Source organism: Formosa bonchosmolovskayae, from assembly GCF_051016085.1.
In the GTDB taxonomy this organism is placed as follows: Bacteria; Bacteroidota; Bacteroidia; order Flavobacteriales; family Flavobacteriaceae; genus Formosa.
Genome location: NZ_CP174605.1, coordinates 3,975,139 through 3,995,673 on the forward strand (window position 1 = coordinate 3,975,139; position 20,535 = coordinate 3,995,673).

13 protein-coding genes are annotated in these 20,535 nt (G+C 33.2%); 7 read left to right on the forward strand and 6 right to left on the reverse strand.

The features are described from left to right. Positions 1-11 precede the first annotated feature (11 nt). The 4 genes from ACKC83_RS17075 to ACKC83_RS17090 all read right to left on the reverse strand — a co-directional run bounded on the left by ACKC83_RS17075 (position 12) and on the right by ACKC83_RS17090 (position 7,285). A complete protein-coding gene (locus ACKC83_RS17075) occupies positions 12-938 on the reverse strand; it encodes an alpha/beta hydrolase (protein ID WP_434036469.1) in 927 nt (308 codons plus the stop codon). A 95-nt stretch (positions 939-1,033) separates the two neighbouring features. After that, positions 1,034-2,641, reverse strand: a complete 1,608-nt coding sequence (locus ACKC83_RS17080) for a RagB/SusD family nutrient uptake outer membrane protein (RefSeq protein WP_434036470.1) — start codon at positions 2,639-2,641, stop codon at positions 1,034-1,036. Between the two features lie 12 nt (positions 2,642-2,653). After that, on the reverse strand, positions 2,654-5,752 hold the full coding sequence (locus ACKC83_RS17085; RefSeq protein ID WP_434036471.1) for a SusC/RagA family TonB-linked outer membrane protein: 3,099 nt from the start codon (positions 5,750-5,752) through the stop codon (positions 2,654-2,656). Positions 5,753-5,854: 102 nt separating this feature from the next. Beyond that, positions 5,855-7,285, reverse strand: coding sequence for a glycoside hydrolase family 28 protein (locus ACKC83_RS17090; protein WP_434036472.1), 1,431 nt, complete (start codon positions 7,283-7,285; stop codon positions 5,855-5,857). Positions 7,286-7,573: 288 nt separating this feature from the next. On the opposite strand from ACKC83_RS17090, the gene ACKC83_RS17095 reads away from it, so the two are divergent. The 3 genes from ACKC83_RS17095 (at position 7,574) to ACKC83_RS17105 (ending at position 9,518) form a co-directional block, all read left to right on the forward strand. Next, positions 7,574-8,614: a LacI family DNA-binding transcriptional regulator gene (locus ACKC83_RS17095; RefSeq protein WP_434036473.1), complete on the forward strand. Its 1,041-nt coding sequence runs from the start codon at positions 7,574-7,576 to the stop codon at positions 8,612-8,614. A gap of 186 nt (positions 8,615-8,800) precedes the next feature. Further along, positions 8,801-8,926, forward strand: a complete 126-nt coding sequence (locus ACKC83_RS17100) for a hypothetical protein (protein WP_434036474.1) — start codon at positions 8,801-8,803, stop codon at positions 8,924-8,926. Positions 8,927-9,329: 403 nt separating this feature from the next. Next, a complete protein-coding gene (locus ACKC83_RS17105; protein WP_434036475.1) occupies positions 9,330-9,518 on the forward strand; it encodes a hypothetical protein in 189 nt (62 codons plus the stop codon). Between the two features lie 131 nt (positions 9,519-9,649). On the opposite strand, the gene ACKC83_RS17110 is transcribed toward ACKC83_RS17105, so the two are convergent. Next, entirely contained in the window at positions 9,650-10,483 is an 834-nt protein-coding gene (locus ACKC83_RS17110) for a T9SS type A sorting domain-containing protein (protein WP_434036476.1), read from the reverse strand. A gap of 342 nt (positions 10,484-10,825) precedes the next feature. Between ACKC83_RS17110 and ACKC83_RS17115 the strand changes: the two genes are divergently transcribed. The 4 genes from ACKC83_RS17115 to ACKC83_RS17130 all read left to right on the forward strand — a co-directional run bounded on the left by ACKC83_RS17115 (position 10,826) and on the right by ACKC83_RS17130 (position 18,878). Further along, positions 10,826-14,083, forward strand: a complete 3,258-nt coding sequence (locus tag ACKC83_RS17115) for a SusC/RagA family TonB-linked outer membrane protein (RefSeq protein WP_434036477.1) — start codon at positions 10,826-10,828, stop codon at positions 14,081-14,083. Positions 14,084-14,101: 18 nt separating this feature from the next. Next, complete coding sequence (locus ACKC83_RS17120; RefSeq protein ID WP_434036478.1) at positions 14,102-15,889, forward strand: RagB/SusD family nutrient uptake outer membrane protein; 1,788 nt, start codon at positions 14,102-14,104, stop codon at positions 15,887-15,889. A 28-nt stretch (positions 15,890-15,917) separates the two neighbouring features. Beyond that, positions 15,918-17,474: a DUF5123 domain-containing protein gene (locus ACKC83_RS17125; RefSeq protein ID WP_434036479.1), complete on the forward strand. Its 1,557-nt coding sequence runs from the start codon at positions 15,918-15,920 to the stop codon at positions 17,472-17,474. An 87-nt stretch (positions 17,475-17,561) separates the two neighbouring features. Further along, positions 17,562-18,878, forward strand: a complete 1,317-nt coding sequence (locus tag ACKC83_RS17130; RefSeq protein WP_434036480.1) for a pectate lyase family protein — start codon at positions 17,562-17,564, stop codon at positions 18,876-18,878. 227 nt (positions 18,879-19,105) lie between these two features. Here the strand turns inward: ACKC83_RS17130 and ACKC83_RS17135 are convergent, their stop codons facing one another. Continuing rightward, positions 19,106-20,494: a glycoside hydrolase family 28 protein gene (locus ACKC83_RS17135; protein ID WP_434036481.1), complete on the reverse strand. Its 1,389-nt coding sequence runs from the start codon at positions 20,492-20,494 to the stop codon at positions 19,106-19,108. Positions 20,495-20,535 lie beyond the last annotated feature (41 nt).

Below are 20,535 nucleotides of genomic sequence, written 5' to 3' on the forward strand. Positions count from 1 at the left end.
AATCAATAAAATTATTTAATATTATAAGTTAAGAATTGTACTATAGAGTTTGATACTTCTATAAACCAAGGATTAAATAACCAAAATGTGTGTGGTGCTTCATGAATTGGAACAACATCAGAATATATATGATGTGCATTTAAAATTGAAACCATCTCTTCTCTTCCTGCTTGAAAACGATCAAAATCGCTTGGTATAAAAAGGGTTGGCGGACTGAACTCATCGACATAAGTTAAAGCAGATGCACGTTTCCAAAGCTCTGGATCTGCTTTCTCCGTCTCTCCTAGCCAACTTGAAGCTAAAACACCCTCTTCTGATTTTGGATGACTAAAAGCTAATAAGCCATCAATATTAATTAATCCTTGTATAGAAATCGTATCTTTTTGGAAGATGCTTGAATGTGCAGATGTTGCCACTAACGAAGCTAACTGTCCTCCTGCCGAACTACCTAATAACACAATCTTATTTGGATTAATATTATAAGTTGAAGCTTGTGACTTTATAAAATCAATAGCATCAAAAATATCTAAAACAGCTTCTGGAAATTTATGTTTTGGAGCTAAACTGTAGTCAATAGTAAAGCTATTAAATCCGTTTTCTGCTATAAATTCTGCCAATGGATTTAAAAGTGTTCTATTACCAGATTTCCAACCACCACCATGAACCAAAATTATTACGGGACTAATTGTACTCGTTTTTGATATAAAAGCATCTAATAATAAATTGCGCTCTTCTATTTTTTTATATAAAACATCAGGTAAGTGTTGAACATTCTTTCCTCCAGAATTTAATACAATTGAAGCATTTGGATACGTTTTTATTACTTTTCTAAAGGCAGAATTTATAGTATAACTTGTATCTATACCTTTATTTTGTTGAGAATATAACAAAGGACTACAAACTAAAAATGTGAGAAGTAAATAATTATTTATAGACATTTATTTCTGCTTTAAAAAAAATTAAATGATAAAGGAGCTTAATAATAAATCAAGCTCCTAACCAAACAAATTAAACAAACTAAAAACGCTTAATATTAGTTATATGCTGGATTCTGAGGGAAATCGTTATTTTGATTCAAATCAATTGCAATTTGAGGAATTGGACGTAATATTTTTTGCTCACCATTATTCCCATCGAAATTACTTTGATCGATTATGTTATTGTACATAGATGCTCTTTCAACTAATGTCCCTGTACGTTTTAAATCGAACCAACGATGATATTCACCAAATAATTCACGTCCTCTTTCATCAAGAATCATATCAATATCAATAGCGTCTACAGGAGCTACACCTGCTCTATTTCTAACTTCATTTAAACGTTCCAAAGCACTTCCTGTATTTCCAGATTTAAAATAGGCCTCTGAAGCGATTAAATACGTTTCTCCTACACGAGATAAAATAATATCTCTAGTACTAGATCGACCATTAGAGAATGGCTCCGTCGGATCATCAAACTTTTTAGCAGTAATTAATTCTCTATCACTACTTACAACTCCTGCACCATAATTTCCATAACTATGATATGTAGCAGTTGGTTGCTTAGTAACATACGCAATACTATCTTGTACTGATGACTTCCATTTAGGTGCATAATAATCTACAACTTCTAAATCACTATGGTTAGATTCATCGTAATAATCATAGTATCTATCAAATATTTCTACCATAAATGTAGCATCCCATCTACTATCATTTTCTGTAAACAAATCAATGGTATAATCGGTAGCTATAAGGTTATAACTTCTATATGGAGCGTCTCCAGCAACTTCTGCACCACCTAAATAAGATCCAAAGAAATAAGATTGTAAATGTCCTAATTCTGTAGGGTCTGCACTAGTAATCGAACCACTATATTGAACTGAAAATATCGTTTCAGCATTCATTTCATTTCCTGGTGTCCATAATTCTTCAAATGGAATGGTTAAAGATTGTCCTCCTATTGCTGCATCTGCTAAACTAGCTGCCTGAGCAAAATCGTCTGAAGCCCCAAATGTTTCGTACCCTCTAGTTAAAAGCACTTTAGACAAAAGATGTTGAACTGCTCGTTTGTTTACACGACCATCATATCCGCCATCATTAACTAAATTTAAAGATTCATTTAATTCAGAAACAATAAAAGAATAAACCTCCTCAGCTGAACTTCTATCAAAACTTAGAACAGGAGTAGAAATATAATCTGTTACTAAGCCCACGCCTCCATAAGTTTGGACCAATAAGAAGTAAGAATTTGCTCTTAAATATTTTAATTCACCTATCCTGTTATCAATTGATTCTGTTTGCTCTGTAATATCGGCATAATATAACCCCATATTTGCCTTTTGAATCGCGTTATAGCTATTCACATAAAGATCTTCAACCTCATTCGTTCCTGGACCCAATCCTCGATATGTATTAATTGCTTCTGGAGCCTGGTCTCTACCGTCAGAATACATATCTGTACCTGCACAAAACAACCAAGGGTCTCCGCCATAAATATCACTTAACAAACTATAGTTAGCGTTCACAAGTGCATCAAAACCTTCTGGAGTTGTATAGAAATCCTCTGCTACTACATTAGAACGCACATCTTCTTCTAGGTAGCTATCGCATGAGTTAAATAATAAACCCATTACGGCTAAACTTATAAATATTTTTTTCATGTTTCCTAATTTTTAAAATTTAATACTAAGTCCTAATTGGTAAGTCACAGAACCTACGCGACCAACTGCTAAACTTGCTCCTGCCCATTCCGGATCATATCCATCATAATCTGTAAACACAAATGGATCTAGTACGTTGGCATAAACTCTTAGGTATGATAATTTTAATTTTTCTAATAGCGTATCATCAAATTTATAACCAAATGAAATGTTTTTAACTTTAACATATGAAGCATCTCTATAGTTACCCACTCCATTATCTCTCCAATATGTTCCTTGATTACGCCCTTGTGGGTAAGCATTAGTGAAATTAGATTCTAGACCAGCTGTATTTTCAGGAACATAGTAATCTAAACCTGCTAATTTTTGACGTCCCCTATCTCTAGTATCAGTAAAATTTGCATGAAATTCACTATATACAAAAGATCCTTGACTTGTTACAACCGATGCAGACAAATCGAACTGTCCAACGTTTAAAGTTGTATTAAAACCTCCTGTCCAATCTGGAGCTGTATGTCCTAAAATGACACGATCATCTTCAGCAGTTATTTTCCCATCATTATTTACATCTACAACTTTTGCTTGCCCTTCCGATTGTCCGTAAGTAGCTGCTAAATCTCTCTCATTTGCTTGCCAGATACCATTGAATTTAAAATTATAGATAGAAGTTAAATCTTTTCCAATAAATCTATTATTTCCTATATCATCAGATCCATCACCATATAATTCTTCTAGTTTATTTGTGTTTTTTGCGAATGTAAATGTCGTTGTCCATCTTATTTTATCTGTATTTACATTTACTGTAGTTAAACCAACTTCGACCCCCTTATTGGAAACGGAACCAATATTAGCTGAAGTTTCTTCCCAACCAGATTCTAATGGTAAATCTTGTTTTACTAATAAATCATCAGACAGTCTATCATAAAGATCTATAGATCCAAAAACACGTTGGTTAAAAAATCCATAATCAATACCAAAGTTGAATTCTCTCGTTTTTTCCCAAACAATATTGCTATTAGATAAACTTGATGGTAACCATCCATTGGCTGTATTACCTCCTAATTCATAATATTGTTGTTGGTCTAAAATATTTAATGTGGAATATGGGTCAATACCATCATTTCCAGTAAATCCATAGCTTACTCTAAATTTAAAATCTGAAACAAAGTCTACATTTTCCATAAATGATTCTTCACTTAAGCGCCATGCAAATGCAGCAGAAGGAAAAGAATCCCATTTGTTACCTTCAGCGAATTTAGAAGACCCATCCCATCTGTTAGACAGAGTAATTAAATAGCGATCCATGAAAGAGTAATTAATACGTAATGCAAAAGACGCTAATTGTTGTCTGTAATAATATGAACCTAATCCAAAGGTAGATTGCTGTCCAGAACCTATATTATAAAAATCGGTATCAAAAGGCATATTCCTAGAACTTGAAGTAGATCCTTCGGTTTCTGTAGAGTATATACTTTGTAATGCTAAGAAATTAAAGGTATGATTTTCATTAAACGTGTGATTTATATTCATTTGATTATCCCACGTATAGTTAAAGTTTGAACGATTTTCAAGTTGAGCTGATGGAAGGTCATTATTAGAAATTCCAGTATTAGTTTCAGCAGACCAAGCTTTACCTCGTCGCCAGCTATCGTATCCAGCAGAAAACGTTGTTTTAAATGACAACCACTCTAGAGGTCTATATTCACCATAAACACTACCTAACATATTCCACCTCTTGGTCGCATCTGTCGAGCCAGAGATTTCCATTAAAGGATTGTAAGTACTTGTTTTATTTATTAAATAATCCCCGTTTTTATCTACCAATTTACCTGGTTGAGGAAATAAATTACCTTCAAGATCATAAGGCGTCATAGCCGGAGCTAAACGAAATGCTTCTTGCATAGCATATTGACTACCTCTTTCAATATCACTTAAGGCAACAGTAACATTAGCACCTGCAGAAAACTTATCGTTTATTTTATGATTTATACTAGACTTAAACGTGTATTTATCTAAAGACTCGTTTGGAATATTTCCTGTTTCAGTTTGTACACCTATTCCTATATTATATCCTAGACCATTATCTGCTCTTCCTGCAATCGATAAATAGTTATTTGACTGTGTACCTGTTTTTAAAACGGCATCATACCAATCAAAAGTTTCGTTATTTAAATAACGCTCTTTTAATAAGGTGTTCTGCGTACCAAAAACAACTTCATCCAAACGTTCTGGAGAAATATTCATTGGATCACCCCCATCGGTTGTTGCTAAATAGGCATGTTTATGATAATCTATCCACTCGGCAGTATCCATCATATCTGGCAGACGTGCAACATTTTTTATACCGTAAAACGTATCGTAAGAAACAGTTACTTTTCCTCTAGCACCTGCTCCATTTTTAGTGGTTACTAATACAACCCCATTAGAACCTCTTGATCCATAAATTGCTGTAGAGGATGCATCCTTCAAAATATCAATACTCTGAATATCATTAGGATTTAAAAAGTCTATTCCCTCTGTAATAACACCATCTACGACATACAGTGGACTGGTATTACCTGAAAACGAATTCGTACCTCGAATAGAAATATCAAACCCATCTCCTACTCGACCAGACGAATTAGACACCACGACTCCAGCAACATTTCCCTGTATCGCCTCCATTGGATCGGTTACATTCCGCTCGGTTATAGCAGAAGCATCCATTGTACCTACTGAACCTGTTAAATCTTTCTTCTTTTGAGTACCATACCCAACTAGAACAATTTCATTAAGCTCCTCTAAATCAGCTACTAGCCCTAAATTAAGTATACTTTGACCTGAAACGCTAACTTCCTGAGTTTTGTACCCTATATAACTAATGACTAGGGTTGCATCTGCAGCTACTGATAATGAATAATTTCCATCGAAATCTGTGGTTGTTCCATTCGACGTATTCTTCTCAATAATATTAACCCCTGGTAGAGGCATATTTGAACCGGCATCATTTATAACACCTTGAATAATGTCCTTTTGTTGTGCAAAAGATAAATTGCAGATCAGAAAACCTAAAATAAAAATACATTTACTTAAGTCTTTATGACATTTTAGCTGTAAAATATTAAAATTCATAATTTAATAGTGTGTTAGTTTCGAATTATTAGTTGTTTGTTTTTAGTTTCTACTTGCTCGTTTCTCATTTCATTTGGTTTAATTTGTTTGTGATTGTTTTTGTTATTTATTTATGTGAGTATTTATTAATTTTAAATTATTTACATGTTCGACACTTTTAAACCGTTCCACTTTTTTAATAGTTACATTTTTAAACGTTACATCCTCTATCGGATAATCTTCATGGCCTTTAGCAAGAATACCATACTTACCACCATTTTCTACGATAATATTTTCAAGGTTTATGTTTTTTACTTTAGGAAAATTTGTCCCAGACTGGTTTTTGTATATGCCATAGAATAAATTAATTTTAAGAACAGCTTCTTTTACTTGTCCAACTGTAACGTTTCTAACATATACATTCTCAACAAATCCACCCCGTCTAGAATTGGTTTTTATGCGTATTGCTCGATCTAAATTTGGACTATCCATTTCACAATTTTCCACAAATACATTTCGGACTCCTGCTGAAATTTCGCTTCCCATAACTACACCTCCATGGCCATCTATCATTTTACAATTTTGGATTAGAATATTTTCACTAACAATTCCAATACGTCTACCTTCATCATTTCTTCCCGATTTAATCGCAATACAATCATCACCTGTATTAAACACGCAATTTTTAATGATAATATTTTTTGAATATTCCGGATCACATCCATCATTGTTTGGTCCATGACTATCTACCGTAACCCCATCTATAATAATATTAGTAGATTTATACGGATGGATAACCCAAAATGGAGCATTTATAATTTTCACACCTTCTATTAAAACATTTTCACATTCAAAAGGCTCTATGAAATTTGGTCTTAAATAGTAACCTTTTCCAAAAACACGATCCTTTACAGGCACATTACTCTCAGCCATTTCAACTAATCTATCTCGACTACCATTGTGCTGAGAAGGCATTTCTTCTTCCCACCCATATCTTTTACTACCACACCAAGGCCACCAATTTTTTTTGTTTGCATTTCCATTTAACACCCCTTTACCTGTTATCGCAATATTCTTCTTATTTCGTGCATAAACAAGAGGTGAAAAATTCATATACTCGTTTCCTTCAAATGAGGTATGAACAATAGGAAAATCATCTAATTTCGCACTAAATAGGATCTCACTCTCTGACTCTAAATGAAGATTTACATTATTATCTAGATGTATTGGGCCTGAATAAAACACTCCTTTAGGCACTAAAACTGTCCCTCCTCCATTTTTACTGCATTTTGATATCGCTTCATTTATGGCATTAGTATCTAGAACACCATCATTTGGATTTGCTCCAAAATCTAATATATTATAAATTTCAGATTTAAAAGTTGGAGGTAAAACATCGGCTGTTAATTGTACAGAAAAATCCCATGGATCAATCTCTTTCTGCGCATGACACGTATTTACACCTTGAAAAAAGACACTTAAATACGTGGCAATTAAACATATATATCCAATCATTACCTTAACTTTTTCAAGCCCCGACAAAAACAGTTTCATTTTAATCATTTCTTTTAATTTTCTTTTGCAATTAAACCAAACATAATGTAATCGATTGCACGAATTTAAACAATTAGATGATATAAACAAATTAATTTAAACAAATATTACAAATACCATAATTTAATCTGCTATTTAAAGAAATTATACTATTTATACATACATATTTTTACATTATATTTATTTAATTCTGAATTTACTTAAAAAGATAGCGACACATGCAATCGATAACTTTAAATAAATTATATGAATTACCTCCAATTATAAATTTATTCTTAAACTTGTAATATGAATGATAAAGTTACCATTTACGATATCGCTAAAAAGCTAGATATCACAGCTGCTACAGTGTCAAGAGCTTTGAACGATAATCCTAAAATTAGCAAAGCTACTAGGCTATTGGTTATGAAAACAGCCAAAGCCATGAATTATAAACAAAACAAACTAGCCCTGGCTCTTAAAAGTGGAAAAAGTAATAATGTAGGTGTTATTGTTCCTTATATAAACCGTAGCTTCTTCTCATCAATTATTCGTGGTATTGAAGACGAGCTTTACCCTAGAGGTTATCATGTAATTATTTGCCAGACACACGAAACCGAACAAAAAGAAATTGATACAATTAATACGCTTTTAAATGCACAAGTCGACGGCATATTAATGTCTGTATCAAAATTCACAACAAACAATACCCATTTTAATCGCGTTTTAAATTCAAACATTCCTCTAATCTTTTTTGATAGACGCTTTGACATGGAAAATGTAAATAGTGTTACAATTAATGATTATCAAGGTGGGTTTGACGCTACTAAACATTTGTTAGATCAAGGTTGCAAACGTGTTGCCCATATTTCGGGTGATACTACGTTAGAAATTTATAGAAACAGATGTCACGGATATAAAGGAGCCCTAAAAGCTGCTGGAATAAGTTTCAATCCTGACTATTTGATTAAATCTAAGAATGATATTGAAGGAGGACACCAAGCCGTTGATGAATTATTAACTCTTGAAACTCCACCAGATGCCATATTTTCTTCCAGTGACTATGTTGCTCTTGGAGCTATACAACGCCTAAAGGAAAAAGGTTATAAAATTCCTGAAGATTTTTGTGTTGTTGGTTTTAGTAACGAACCTTTTACTCAATTTATGGAACTGAGCATGAGCACTGTGGATCAATGTACGGTAGAAATGGGACGAACAGCAGCCCTTGTATTTCTTGAACAAATAAAAGATAATACTATGAAAATTGAAAAGAAAGTACAACTTACTCCTCAATTAATAATTAGAGAATCTTCATGTAAAAAACTAGAAAAAAAAATAAAAAAAAAGTAAAACTTATTGACTTTTAACAAAAATGGCTTACAAATATCTAAAGGCTTTTAAAGTGTATTTATTACTAATTAAACCTATTGACAAAATCATATAAAAATTAAAGCTAAACAATTTTTGGTTTCATTCAGTTTTTATTAAAACTCTTTGTACGATCCCAAAATAGCAATACACTAGAGTCATAGTGCGATGAAAACATCAGAAAATTCTGGGAATACGAAGGGCACCCAAAAAGATTACTCAATTTCTTTTAAGTTAGAAGTTGTGAAAGAAGTCAAACAAGGCTTTCTATCTAAACGTCAAGCTCAAGACTAATTGGTATTCAATAAAGTTCTACAATTAATAGATTTTAAAAAAATCTGGTAATTTTGATTGCTAACATCAATTACCCTCGATTATGTCTAAAACTTCAGAACAACGTATATTAGATCTAAAAGTACAAGTAAAGCTTTTAGAAAAACAGAAAACATGAGCTGATAAATAATCTATTTTTTTTGATACGATAGTCAATATGGTTGAAAAAGACTACAATATTGATGTGAGAAAAATTAAAATCCCAGGTTGCTGGTTATAACATGGGTTATAACTTAAATACTTATGATTCAATATTAGCTTTGGAAATAGATATCATAATTTGATACCCCACTCTGACAGAGACCTACAATATTATTCTGATTACTATCAAAAAGTATGAAACGATGATTTTATAAAAGTTAGTATGACCGAACAATATGGTCCTTACGAAAATACCATCATAGAACGTTTAAATGATATTTTTAAACAGGGATTTGCTATAGCTAAACATAACATTGATTTAAAGTTGAAAACTAATTTAAATAGAAATGCCATTAAGATTTTCAACTACAATAGACCATCTTTACCAAATACGATCCTAACTCCAACCTAAATGAACCAACGAAATGCTTTAAATCAAAAAACCTGAACATTTGATCTTTTATTCAGGTTTAATTTACCACATCACCTCATTAATATTATGTATGGTTTATTTTGGACCAGCGATATTAATGAGCAATTAAACTAATTCACTAAGAATTTTACAGATTTCTGACCCTCAGCAGTTTTAACAGTTGCGATGTAAAGACCTGTTCTTAAAGAAAAACTAGAATCACTTTTCACAGTTAGCGTTTTAACTAAAGCACCTGTAATATTATATACATTAATAATGGATTTACTTTTCACATTAGAAATGTTTATTTTATTTCCAATAGCATCTATGTTTGCTGATACAATAGAGTCTCGGCTATCAATACCAAGTGTTAAATCTTCAGCACCCGGTCCTGTAACTTCAACTTTATATAAATTGAAAGAATTTGAATTATAAATATAGATGTTTCCTTCATCACCAGTATAATTAGCGGTTAAAGTTTCAGCATCTGTATTATCTACAATCGCATCAAAGGAATTTAAAACATTTACTCCATCCGAAATATAAATTGTACGATCAGCACTACTACTACCAGATCTAAACCACACCTTAACATTTACCTCACCAGTAACAGGAAAATACAAGTAGCTAATACTAGGCATAGCATCGGTAATACCCGAGCCTCCATTAAACTTAAATCGATTTACAGCCGTATATTCATCATCTGAATCTGCATCCCAAGTTTTACCACCAGAGTTTTCTATTTGACCAAATTTATCTCCATCATCATCACCTACTAAAAACAGCCTATCTCTTTCCACTGTCTGATTTTCAGCAGCATAAAAAGGCGCTACAGGCCATAGTTCTATTTGTTCTTGACTAGTATAAGCCGGGTCTCCACCAAAATCCCAAACTTTAGTTTGAGCGTTTACCATTACAGAGAATAGCAATAGAGGTAAAACAATTGAAAGTAGTTTTTTTTTCATCTTTAATAAGTTTTAAAATGTTAATAATTAATGTAATCGATTACTAAATTAACGCAAACATTTTCAAAACCTAATAATTATTTAAATTATTTACACATTATAGTAATATTTACCAATAATTACGCAATTATAATTATGTATATTAAGAATATATTACATCCAAATAAAATCAATCATAAGTCTCATTAATTAGTCATTTTTATTATAATTCTATATTACAGGCTATTAATTAATAACAATAAGATATTTTTAACAAAAAATTATGTATTTATAAATACGCGTCATATATTTGTGCAATCGATTACAAACAAATATTAACTATCATTCTAACTAATTATTTCTATGCGAAACAAGTCAATTGAATTTTTATTCTTCCGTGTTGCAAGAAGATACACCAAGAAAAGTTCTTTGGAAAAATCTAGATCGTTAATTCTGGTAGCAATACTAGTATTAACCACAACACTTTTACAAGCTCAATCAATAACTGTAAATGGTACAGTTACAGATGGAGAACTTGGAGGCCCTCTAATAGGGGCTACAATTTTACTAAAAGGAACAACCAAAGGAACCACTACGGATTTTGATGGTAACTTTTCTATTGAAACTGAAAACACATCTAACACCTTAGTGTTTTCTTATACAGGGTTTCTTCCCCAAGAAGTAAATATTTCTGGTAGAAAAATCATCAACATTGAACTACAGCCAAGCCAAGAGGTATTGGACGAAGTTGTTGTTATTGGTTATGGTACTGCTAAAAAATCGGACCTAACAGGTTCTGTGGTAACTTTAGGAGGTGAAGATGTGAGGAAGCAACCCGTTTCGAATCTAGCTGAAAGTTTAACTGGACGTATGGCTGGAGTACAAGTTATTTCTTCCGAAGGGTCTCCTGACTCCGAAATGACAATCCGTGTTCGTGGTGCAGGGTCTTTAACAGGAGATAGTTCGCCCTTAATTATTGTAGACGGATTCCCTGTGAATAGTATGAACGATGTCTCTCCTACCGATATTGAAAACATTTCTGTATTAAAAGATGCATCTTCTACTGCTATTTATGGTTCTAGAGGAGCAAATGGAGTAGTAATTATTACTACTAAAGGAGGAAAACCAGGTAAAATTTCTGTAAACTTTAATACGTTTTATGGTATGAAGCAAATTGCTAATACCATTGATGTATTGGATCCAGAAGATTTTGTAAAATGGCAATATGAGTATGCACTTATGGACGGAGAACCAAAAAACTACGAACGCTATTTCGGATTGTATCAAGATTACGATCAATATGTTGGTATGAAGGGTAATAATTGGCAAAGACAAATTTATGGTGAAACTGGTGAAGTAGAAAGTCGCGACTTGTCTGTTAGAGGAGGTACCGATAAAATAAACTTCAATTTCAACTATGCTTTATATGATGAAAAAGCTATAATGATAGGTTCTAACTTTAAAAGAAACAACCTAGCCTTAGCTTTAAAAAGTAAAGCAAGCGACAAAGTAGATCTCTCGTTTACCATGAGATACGCAGACACCGAAATTAATGGTGGTGGGGCTAACGAACAAAACGAAGTCTCTTCCGCTGATGCTAGACTAAGACATAGTGTAGGCTATTCTCCTATCCCTCTTCCTGGGTTAACAACAACAAATACAGACGAAGCTATATCAAGTTATTTAGTAAACCCTTTTGTAGCTGTTGACGACAATCAAAGAACACAACTAAGAAAAAACTTTAATATGCTAGGTAGCTTTACATGGCATATATTGGACAATTTAGATTTTAAATCTGATATTGGTTTAAACAATACTTTAGATCAAGACTATCGGTTCTATGGACGATCTACGTATTATGCAAATAACAGACCTGCAGCAGAAAACCAAGGGAAACCAGCAATTAAAATCACTGACAGAAAAAGAGAAAGTTTTAGAAATGCTAACACTTTAAACTTCGACATGAATAAATACGTAGGAGAAGATCATGGAATAAAAGTATTAGTCGGGCAAGAAATGATTATTTCTAAAGACAACCGAGTGACGAGTGAAATTCAAGGATTTCCATCAGATTTCGATTTTCAAGCAACTCAAAATTTAACAACTCAAGGAGTGCCATTATCGGTAGATAACTACTATAGTCCAGAAGATAAATTATTATCATTTTTTGGACGTGTTAACTACGACTATAAAGACCGTTACCTTTTAACTGCAACATACCGTATGGATGGATCTAGTAAGTTCTTAGGTGATAACCGTTGGGGTTATTTCCCTTCTGCAGCATTAGCTTGGAAATTATCAGAAGAAGCCTTCCTTGAAGATTCATCTTGGGTAGATATCTTAAAGTTTAGAGTAAGTTATGGTGAGGTAGGTAACAACAACATCCCTTCTGGACAGATGGTTCAAACTTTTGAATCTTCAAACACAGCTTATATCAATGATGTAGACAACTATTGGTCGGCCTCAAGTGTATTATTTAATCCAGAATTAAAATGGGAAACTACAATCTCTCAAAATTTAGGATTGGATTTCGGGTTCTTTAACGGAAGATTAAGCGGATCTTTTGAGGCTTATAAAAACTTAACCCAAGATTTATTAATAAAATTTCCAACGCCGGGTACTGGATACGAAGCTCAATACCGTAACATGGGGGAAATTCAAAATACGGGTTTAGAGGCCACACTTAATATTATTGCCTTAGAAAAAGAAAAGTACGGTCTTAATTTTAACTTTAATGTCGCCATGAATAAAAATAAAGTAAATTCTTTAGGCATCATGGACGATTTTGGTGTGAATACCAACTGGGCGTCTTCTCAGATCGGCGTAGACTACTTTGTTAAAGTGGGACAACCAATTGGTTTAATGTATGGTTACCAGAATGCTGGACGTTATGAAGTTTCAGACTTTAATTACGATGCAATGACCGGTTCTTATACCTTACTAGACGATGTCGCAGACGCATCTGCAGTTGTTGGAGAAATATTACCTGGTACCATGAAATTAAAAGATATTAATAACGATGGTATTGTTGATATTAATGATAATGATATTATTGGTGATGCCAACCCTGATTTTACAGGAGGTTTTGTATTAAATGGCTATGCATATGGATTTGATGTTTCTGCTAACTTTAACTTTAGTGTAGGAAGTGACGTTTACAATGCAAATAAAATTGAATTCACAACATCTAATCAAAATGGACAATACCGAAACTTAAGTACACAAATGGAAGACGGTAAACGATGGACTAACCTAGACCCAACAACAGGAACTCTAGTTACAGACCCTGCACAACTTCAAGCAATGAATGAAAACACAACTATGTGGTCTCCGTTTATGCAAAATTACGTGTTTAGTGACTGGGCTGTAGAAGATGGTTCTTACCTAAGATTAAACACTTTAACTTTGGGCTACACCATTCCAGACCATCTTATGGAAAAAACAGGTATTACAAAATTAAGATTCTATGCAACAGGATCAAATTTATTTATCTTGACTAATTATTCAGGCTTAGATCCTGAAGTATCTACAAGAAGACAAACACCTTTAACTCCAGGAGTAGATTATTCTCCGTACCCAAGAAGTAGACAAGTAGTTTTAGGTTTAAACCTTAATTTTTAACAACACATTTTTTTAAAGATGGAAAAAAGAATAATAATTTTAGGACTATTTATAGCAGTGAATTGTTTGTTTACGTCCTGTCAGAATGATGGAGATTTTCTAGATACAGAAGCTGAATCATCATTAGACGAATCGGTAATATTTTCGAATCCCGACCTTGCCAAAGGAGCCATAGATGGAATCTTAGAACCCATGGGACAAACTGACTCATATAGAGGTCGTTTTATTCCATACTATGGATTTAACACAGATACAGAATACAACTATAGCTCTTCTTCTACTAGTTCCAGAAGTGGACTGTTTCATTACGACGCTACACCTACGAATTCAGACATGAATAGAGATAGAAATGTGTGGGCAATGATGTATCAAGGTATTGAACGCGCAAATATTTGTATTAGAGGATTAAGAACTTACGGAAATCCAGAACCAGGATCTGATCTTGGACAACTATTAGGAGAAGCTTTAACACTAAGAGCAGTATACTATGCCGATTTAGTAAAAACTTGGGGAGATGTTCCTGCAAGATTTGAACCTATAACTAGTGAAACAATCTATTTACCAAAATCCAATAGAGATATTATTTACAAACAAATCCTTTCAGACCTTGGAGATGCAACAGATTTAGTGGCTTGGCCAAATGAAAGTGCATATACATCTTCTGTTGAGCGTATAAATAAAGCATTTGTAAAATCTCTACGAGCAAGAATAGCAATGGTTGCAGCTGGATTCCAACAATACCCTGATGGAGTAAGAAGAAGTAACGATCCAGAATTATCGGTTCAAGATATGTATACTTTGGCTTTAAATGAAGCAGAAGATGTTATTGCTAGCGGTAAAGCACATTTAAACCCTTCGTTTGAAGGTTTCTGGAGAAGTTATAATCAGGAAAAACTTACTGCAGGAGTAGAATCTTTATGGGAAATTCCATTTGCCGCAGGTCGTGGTCGCGTATTATTTTCTTTTGCGGTAAGACACCGTGGGGCAGATCAACACACTGAGCAACCTAGAGGAGGTTCTGCAGGACCATTAGCAACTGTGTTCTATGATTACGATAAAGATGATACACGTAGAGATGTTACCTGTGTACCTTATGAATATGGTAATCCTATAGACGGATTTGCACAACAAGAATTAACAAATATAGATTCTTGGTACTTTGGTAAATACCGTTACGAGTGGATGGACAGAATAGTAACCTCTACAAACGATGATGGTGTGAACAAAATCTATATGCGTTATGCAGAAGTCCTGCTCATTGCGGCGGAAGCTTCTAATGAATTAAAAGGTCCTACAGCTGCTGCCCCATACCTCAAAGAAATTAGAATGAGAGCGTTCCCAAGTGCAGTCCACGCAGAAAAAGTAGATAATTATGTAAGTAACTTAACTAGCAAAAGTGGAATGTTAGATGCTATAATTAAAGAAAATAAATTCGAGTTTACGGGAGAGATGGAACGAAAACAACAATTAATTCGTTGGAATTTACTAGGTGAAAACTTAGCTGAAGCCAAAGAGAAAATGACAAACCTTAGTAACCGTACTGGAGAATATGCAGATGTTCCAACAACTCTATATTACAAATACCAAGAAGACGGAGAAACTTTAGATATTTATGGCTTAGAACGCGGTGAAGATCAAAACCCTGGACCAGAATACTCTGCAAAATCTTGGGATGTTATTGAAGAAGCAGATATTGATTTTATTTTCAAACCAGGTTTAGACCCAGATAACCGACAATTATGGCCAATTTGGCAAGTCTTTATTGACGGTAGTAATGGTCTATTAGTTAACGATTATGGATACTAGAATTTAATAAACTAAGAAACTATAAATTATGAATACAAAATATATATATAATTCGGTTTTAGTCTTCGCTACTTTACTTGTTGCTTTTGCAAGTTGTACCCCTCATGAAGATCTAATTGAAGAGCTAGATATAAGCAGAGAGTTCGCTCCTGTTGAACTTTCAAGTATAATAAGAAACCAAACTAATGTAGAACTTAATTGGACAACAGAAGAAGAAATCATTGAATATTATGTCGTAGAGGCAAGTAAAGATTCTCTACTCTTTGATAATATCGTAAGTACAACTGAGGTTGCTCCAAATCAGGTACCTTACACACTTCCTCTTGAAGGAGAAACACTGTATAGCATAAGAGTAAAGGCTATTAGCAACCGAGGACTAGACGAATCTACCTATGCAGTAACTACAGCAAGAACATTAACACAACAATTATTCTTAGCTCAAGAAGATGGAGATGTACTAGCTACCGAAGTCATGCTTAGATGGGTACCAAATAGTGCGGTTACTAAAATTGTTTTACAACCAGGAAATATCGCACACGAATTAACTGCTCAAGAAATTACAGATGGGATAGCAGTGATTTCGAACCTAGATAGTGAAACAGAATATACAGCTCAACTTTTAGATAATACTGTAGTTAGAGGTAACATAACATTTACTACTGGAATAGATTTAGGCGATGGTATTTTAGTAACTCCAGAAGAAGATTTATTTCAAGTGATCGCCGATGCAGATGCAGGCGCAATAATTATTTTAGATGGAGATTATACCGCACAAATTGGAACTATAGAAATTGATAAACCAATTACTATTCAAGGCCTAAAAAGCTTCGACAAACCTAAGCTAAAGGTTAGTTTTTCAGTAGTTACGGGAGCAACAGATATCAGTTTAATTGATTTAGATTTAACGGGAGATGTTGGCACAGAATTAACAGATGTCGTTAGGTATAGTGATGTAGGAAATTTTGAATCTCTTCAAATTAAAGGATGTAATATTCATACCTATAACCGTTCTTTTGTTGCTGGAAATGAAACAGGCGCCATATTAAACAACTTAATTATAGACGATTGTATAGTGACAAATGTAATTACAAGTGGTGGAGACTTTATAGATTTTAGAAACTCAGATGTTTTAAACATAAGTATAACTAACAGTACGTTTAACAACTGTGCGACTAGTAGAGATTTTTTAAGAATCGATGCTGCTGGAAATTCTAATAACACAGGGAAAACCTGTAATATCCTTCTAGAAAATTGCACACTATATGGTATAAGTAATACATCTAGCAATAGAATTTTTTATGTGAGATTTGTATCAAACGATATTACTTCACGAAATAATTTAATTACAGATACCGCAGTAGAAGGCTACTCCGATAATTCGGCTACAGATGAAACTATAACTTTCGACAATAATAATTACTTTAACGCTCCTACACTTTATGATGAATCAGTAGCACGATACGACAATACTAATACATATGAAACTTTAGATCCTGGATTTGAAGATGCAGCAAGCGGAAACTTTAAAGTAACAACGCAAACATTAATCGATAAAAATATCGGTGATCCACGTTGGTTACAATAACATTTACTAATTGATTTCATTTTTACAAAGAGGTATATTAATTTAATATACCTCTTTGTGCTTAAAAAGGATCATAAAAACAGATATATGACACATCATAAACACATATTACTTATTATTTCAATTATTCTTTTTAACCACTTAAATGCACAAGAACTCGCATTCCCTACTGCTGAAGGTTTCGGTAAGTATACAACCGGTGGACGGGGTGGCCTAATTTATAAAGTAACCAATTTAAACGATCAAGGCGAAGGGAGTTTAAGGAAAGGGATTCTAAAAAGTGGGCCTAGAATAATAGTTTTTGAAGTTTCTGGAACCATAGCACTTGAACGACACTTGGATATTAACAACGGTGATTTAACCATACTAGGACAAACAGCACCTGGTGATGGGATTACTTTAAAAGGCTATCCAGTAACTATAAAATCAGATAATGTAATCATTCGTTATTTACGATTTAGAATGGGAGACATCAACAAAATAGAAGGTGATGCTCTAGGGTGTAGAAACACTTATAATGTTATTATAGATCATTGTTCTATTAGCTGGGGAACTGATGAAAACGCATCGTTTTATAACAATAAAAATTTCACCCTACAATGGTGTATTATATCCGAAGCATTAAACAGATCTGTTCACCATAAAGGAGCACATGGATACGGCGGAATCTGGGGAGGTATTAATGCATCTTTCCACCATAACCTTATAACTAGTAACAACAGTAGAAATCCTCGATTTAGTGGCTCTAATACTACTAAAAATTCTGAAAATGAATTTGTAGATTTTAGAAATAATGTCATTTACAATTGGGGTGAAAACAGTATTTATGGTGGTGAATCAGGAACCTATAATATTGTAAACAACTATTTTAAAGCTGGCCCAGCAACAACATCATCTAAATTAAACAGAATAGTAAGTCCTTCTAAACCTTATGGTAAATTTTATGTCAACCATAATTATGTAGATAATTTCAAAGATATAACAGAAAACAATTGGGATGGTGGTGTACAATGTGAAAACCCTGAGCTAACCAAATTGAATAGTATGATTCCTATAAATGACAATGTAAATACAACCTCTGCGCAAGAGGCTTTTAATCAGGTTTTAAAGCAAGCTGGTTTAAATACCTTTCGAGATGCTGTAGATTTAAGAGTGGTAAAGAATACTATAACTGGTCAAGCAGATTACAATAAGGGTATTATAAACTCCCAAGATTATGTAGATGGATGGCCTATATTAAAATCTAATAAACCACTAAAAGATACCGATCAAGATGGAATTCCAGATGTATGGGAATCGAAACATAAATTAAATCCGAATGTTGAAGATGGAAATTTGAACACCCTGGATTCTAACTATTCGAACATCGAAGTATATGCAAATAGTATATTGACACTTAAATAAATTGCTTTTCAAATTAAGAAAAACGATCTTTTAATAATTTAAACTAAGCTTCTATATTATATAAAAGCTTAGTTTTTTTTTGGCAAGTATATGGCTTCATATTTAGGTGCTTTTATTGCTTTTTACCGACAAGTTCGTTTTTTTGAAATACTTTTCGTTTTAACAAATCCTATCTTTACTAAAATATTTCACCCTAATTATGACCTCGATTTGAGGATTAAAATCTATTAATAATCGTATTCTGTAGATGGATTTTCTTTTAACTTTTCTAGATTTGCTTTCACTACCTTCCCGTTAATCTCAAGGTTTTTAAAACTAATATCATCCGCAAAATCGACAAAAACATCGCGACCAACTTCATCTACAGTCATATTTTTAATATTTATATCTTGTACCTTTTTTAAAGGATGTCCCTTTATATAAACCCCATAATTTTCCGCCCTTTTACACTTCAAATTATTTAGATTAATATTTTTTATACGCGTTGGAAACCCTGCACCTTCATTATGATAATTTGATGTAATCATAAAACAATCTAAAACGTTTCCGAATTCAACATTGTTTACAAAAACATCGGAAATTTGACCGCCTCGATCTGGATTTGATTTTATATATACTCCGCGTTTAACATAACCCGTATAATCAGAATTTTCAACAAAAATATTTCTTACGTTTGACGACATTTCACTACCTATAACGACAGCGTGTAGGCCTTTAAAATGACAATTTCTTATTATTATGTTTTCGGTTGGCATTTTCATTGCACGCCCTTCATGATCACGACCTGCTTTTATTGCAACATTATCGTCGTTATTATTAAATGTTATATTTTCTATTAAAATATCTTTTGAATATTCAGGATCTATACCATCGTTATTTTTGTTTTGTGCATCGTAACTTAATCCTCTTAAAGTGGCATTTTCGCACTTTAATAAATGAACACACCAAAACGGAGAATCTTCAATATGAACATCTTCCATTAAAATATTTTTACATTCGAAAAATTGAATAAGTTGGGGTCTTAAAAAATGACCTTTACCAAATTGACGATCAGAGAAAGGGATTCCTTTATGATTCATTTCTCTAGTTAACAACTGATCGGTTTTTTGTTTTCCGTGCCATTTTGCAAAGGTTTTGGCCGATTCACCATCTATTGTACCACTTCCCGTAATCGCTATGTTTTCTTTTTGATATGCATAAATAAATGGACTATAATTATAAATAATTGTGCCTTCCCAACTTGTTAGTACATTAGGATACGAATTTGGATTAGAGCTAAAACGAAGCGTTGAGCCTGCTTTTAAAACCAAATTAAGATTGCTCTCCAAATGTAGAGGGCCTTCTAAAAAATAGTCACCTTTAGGAACTATTACATGTCCGCCTCCTGCTGCCTTACAGGCTAAAATAGCTCTATCGAAAGCAGGTTTGGAATCTCTTCCTGAATCTGGACTGGCACCAAAATCTAAGACAGAAAAGGTGCGTTCTGGAAATGTAGGGGCTTGAATTCTAGCAAGTATTTCAACTTTAGTATCCAATTGCTGTGCTTCTACTATAGATGAATACATAGTAAAAATAAAGATAAAACTTAGTAAAATGTGACTTTTTATTATTTTCATTTTAAAATATTTTATGAGGTTTAAATAAAAAACTCGATAAC

Bases quoted from the DNA above. Each gene is read 5' to 3' on its own strand.
- ACKC83_RS17075 (WP_434036469.1), bottom strand. From the start codon at position 938: ATGTCTATAAATAATTATTTACTTCTCACATTTTTAGTTTGTAGTCCT.
- ACKC83_RS17080 (WP_434036470.1), bottom strand. From the start codon at position 2,641: ATGAAAAAAATATTTATAAGTTTAGCCGTAATGGGTTTATTATTTAAC.
- ACKC83_RS17085 (WP_434036471.1), bottom strand. From the start codon at position 5,752: ATGAATTTTAATATTTTACAGCTAAAATGTCATAAAGACTTAAGTAAA.
- ACKC83_RS17090 (WP_434036472.1), bottom strand. From the start codon at position 7,285: ATGAAACTGTTTTTGTCGGGGCTTGAAAAAGTTAAGGTAATGATTGGA.
- ACKC83_RS17095 (WP_434036473.1), top strand. From the start codon at position 7,574: ATGAATGATAAAGTTACCATTTACGATATCGCTAAAAAGCTAGATATC.
- ACKC83_RS17100 (WP_434036474.1), top strand. From the start codon at position 8,801: ATGAAAACATCAGAAAATTCTGGGAATACGAAGGGCACCCAAAAAGAT.
- ACKC83_RS17105 (WP_434036475.1), top strand. From the start codon at position 9,330: ATGACCGAACAATATGGTCCTTACGAAAATACCATCATAGAACGTTTA.
- ACKC83_RS17110 (WP_434036476.1), bottom strand. From the start codon at position 10,483: ATGAAAAAAAAACTACTTTCAATTGTTTTACCTCTATTGCTATTCTCT.
- ACKC83_RS17115 (WP_434036477.1), top strand. From the start codon at position 10,826: ATGCGAAACAAGTCAATTGAATTTTTATTCTTCCGTGTTGCAAGAAGA.
- ACKC83_RS17120 (WP_434036478.1), top strand. From the start codon at position 14,102: ATGGAAAAAAGAATAATAATTTTAGGACTATTTATAGCAGTGAATTGT.
- ACKC83_RS17125 (WP_434036479.1), top strand. From the start codon at position 15,918: ATGAATACAAAATATATATATAATTCGGTTTTAGTCTTCGCTACTTTA.
- ACKC83_RS17130 (WP_434036480.1), top strand. From the start codon at position 17,562: ATGACACATCATAAACACATATTACTTATTATTTCAATTATTCTTTTT.
- ACKC83_RS17135 (WP_434036481.1), bottom strand. From the start codon at position 20,494: ATGAAAATAATAAAAAGTCACATTTTACTAAGTTTTATCTTTATTTTT.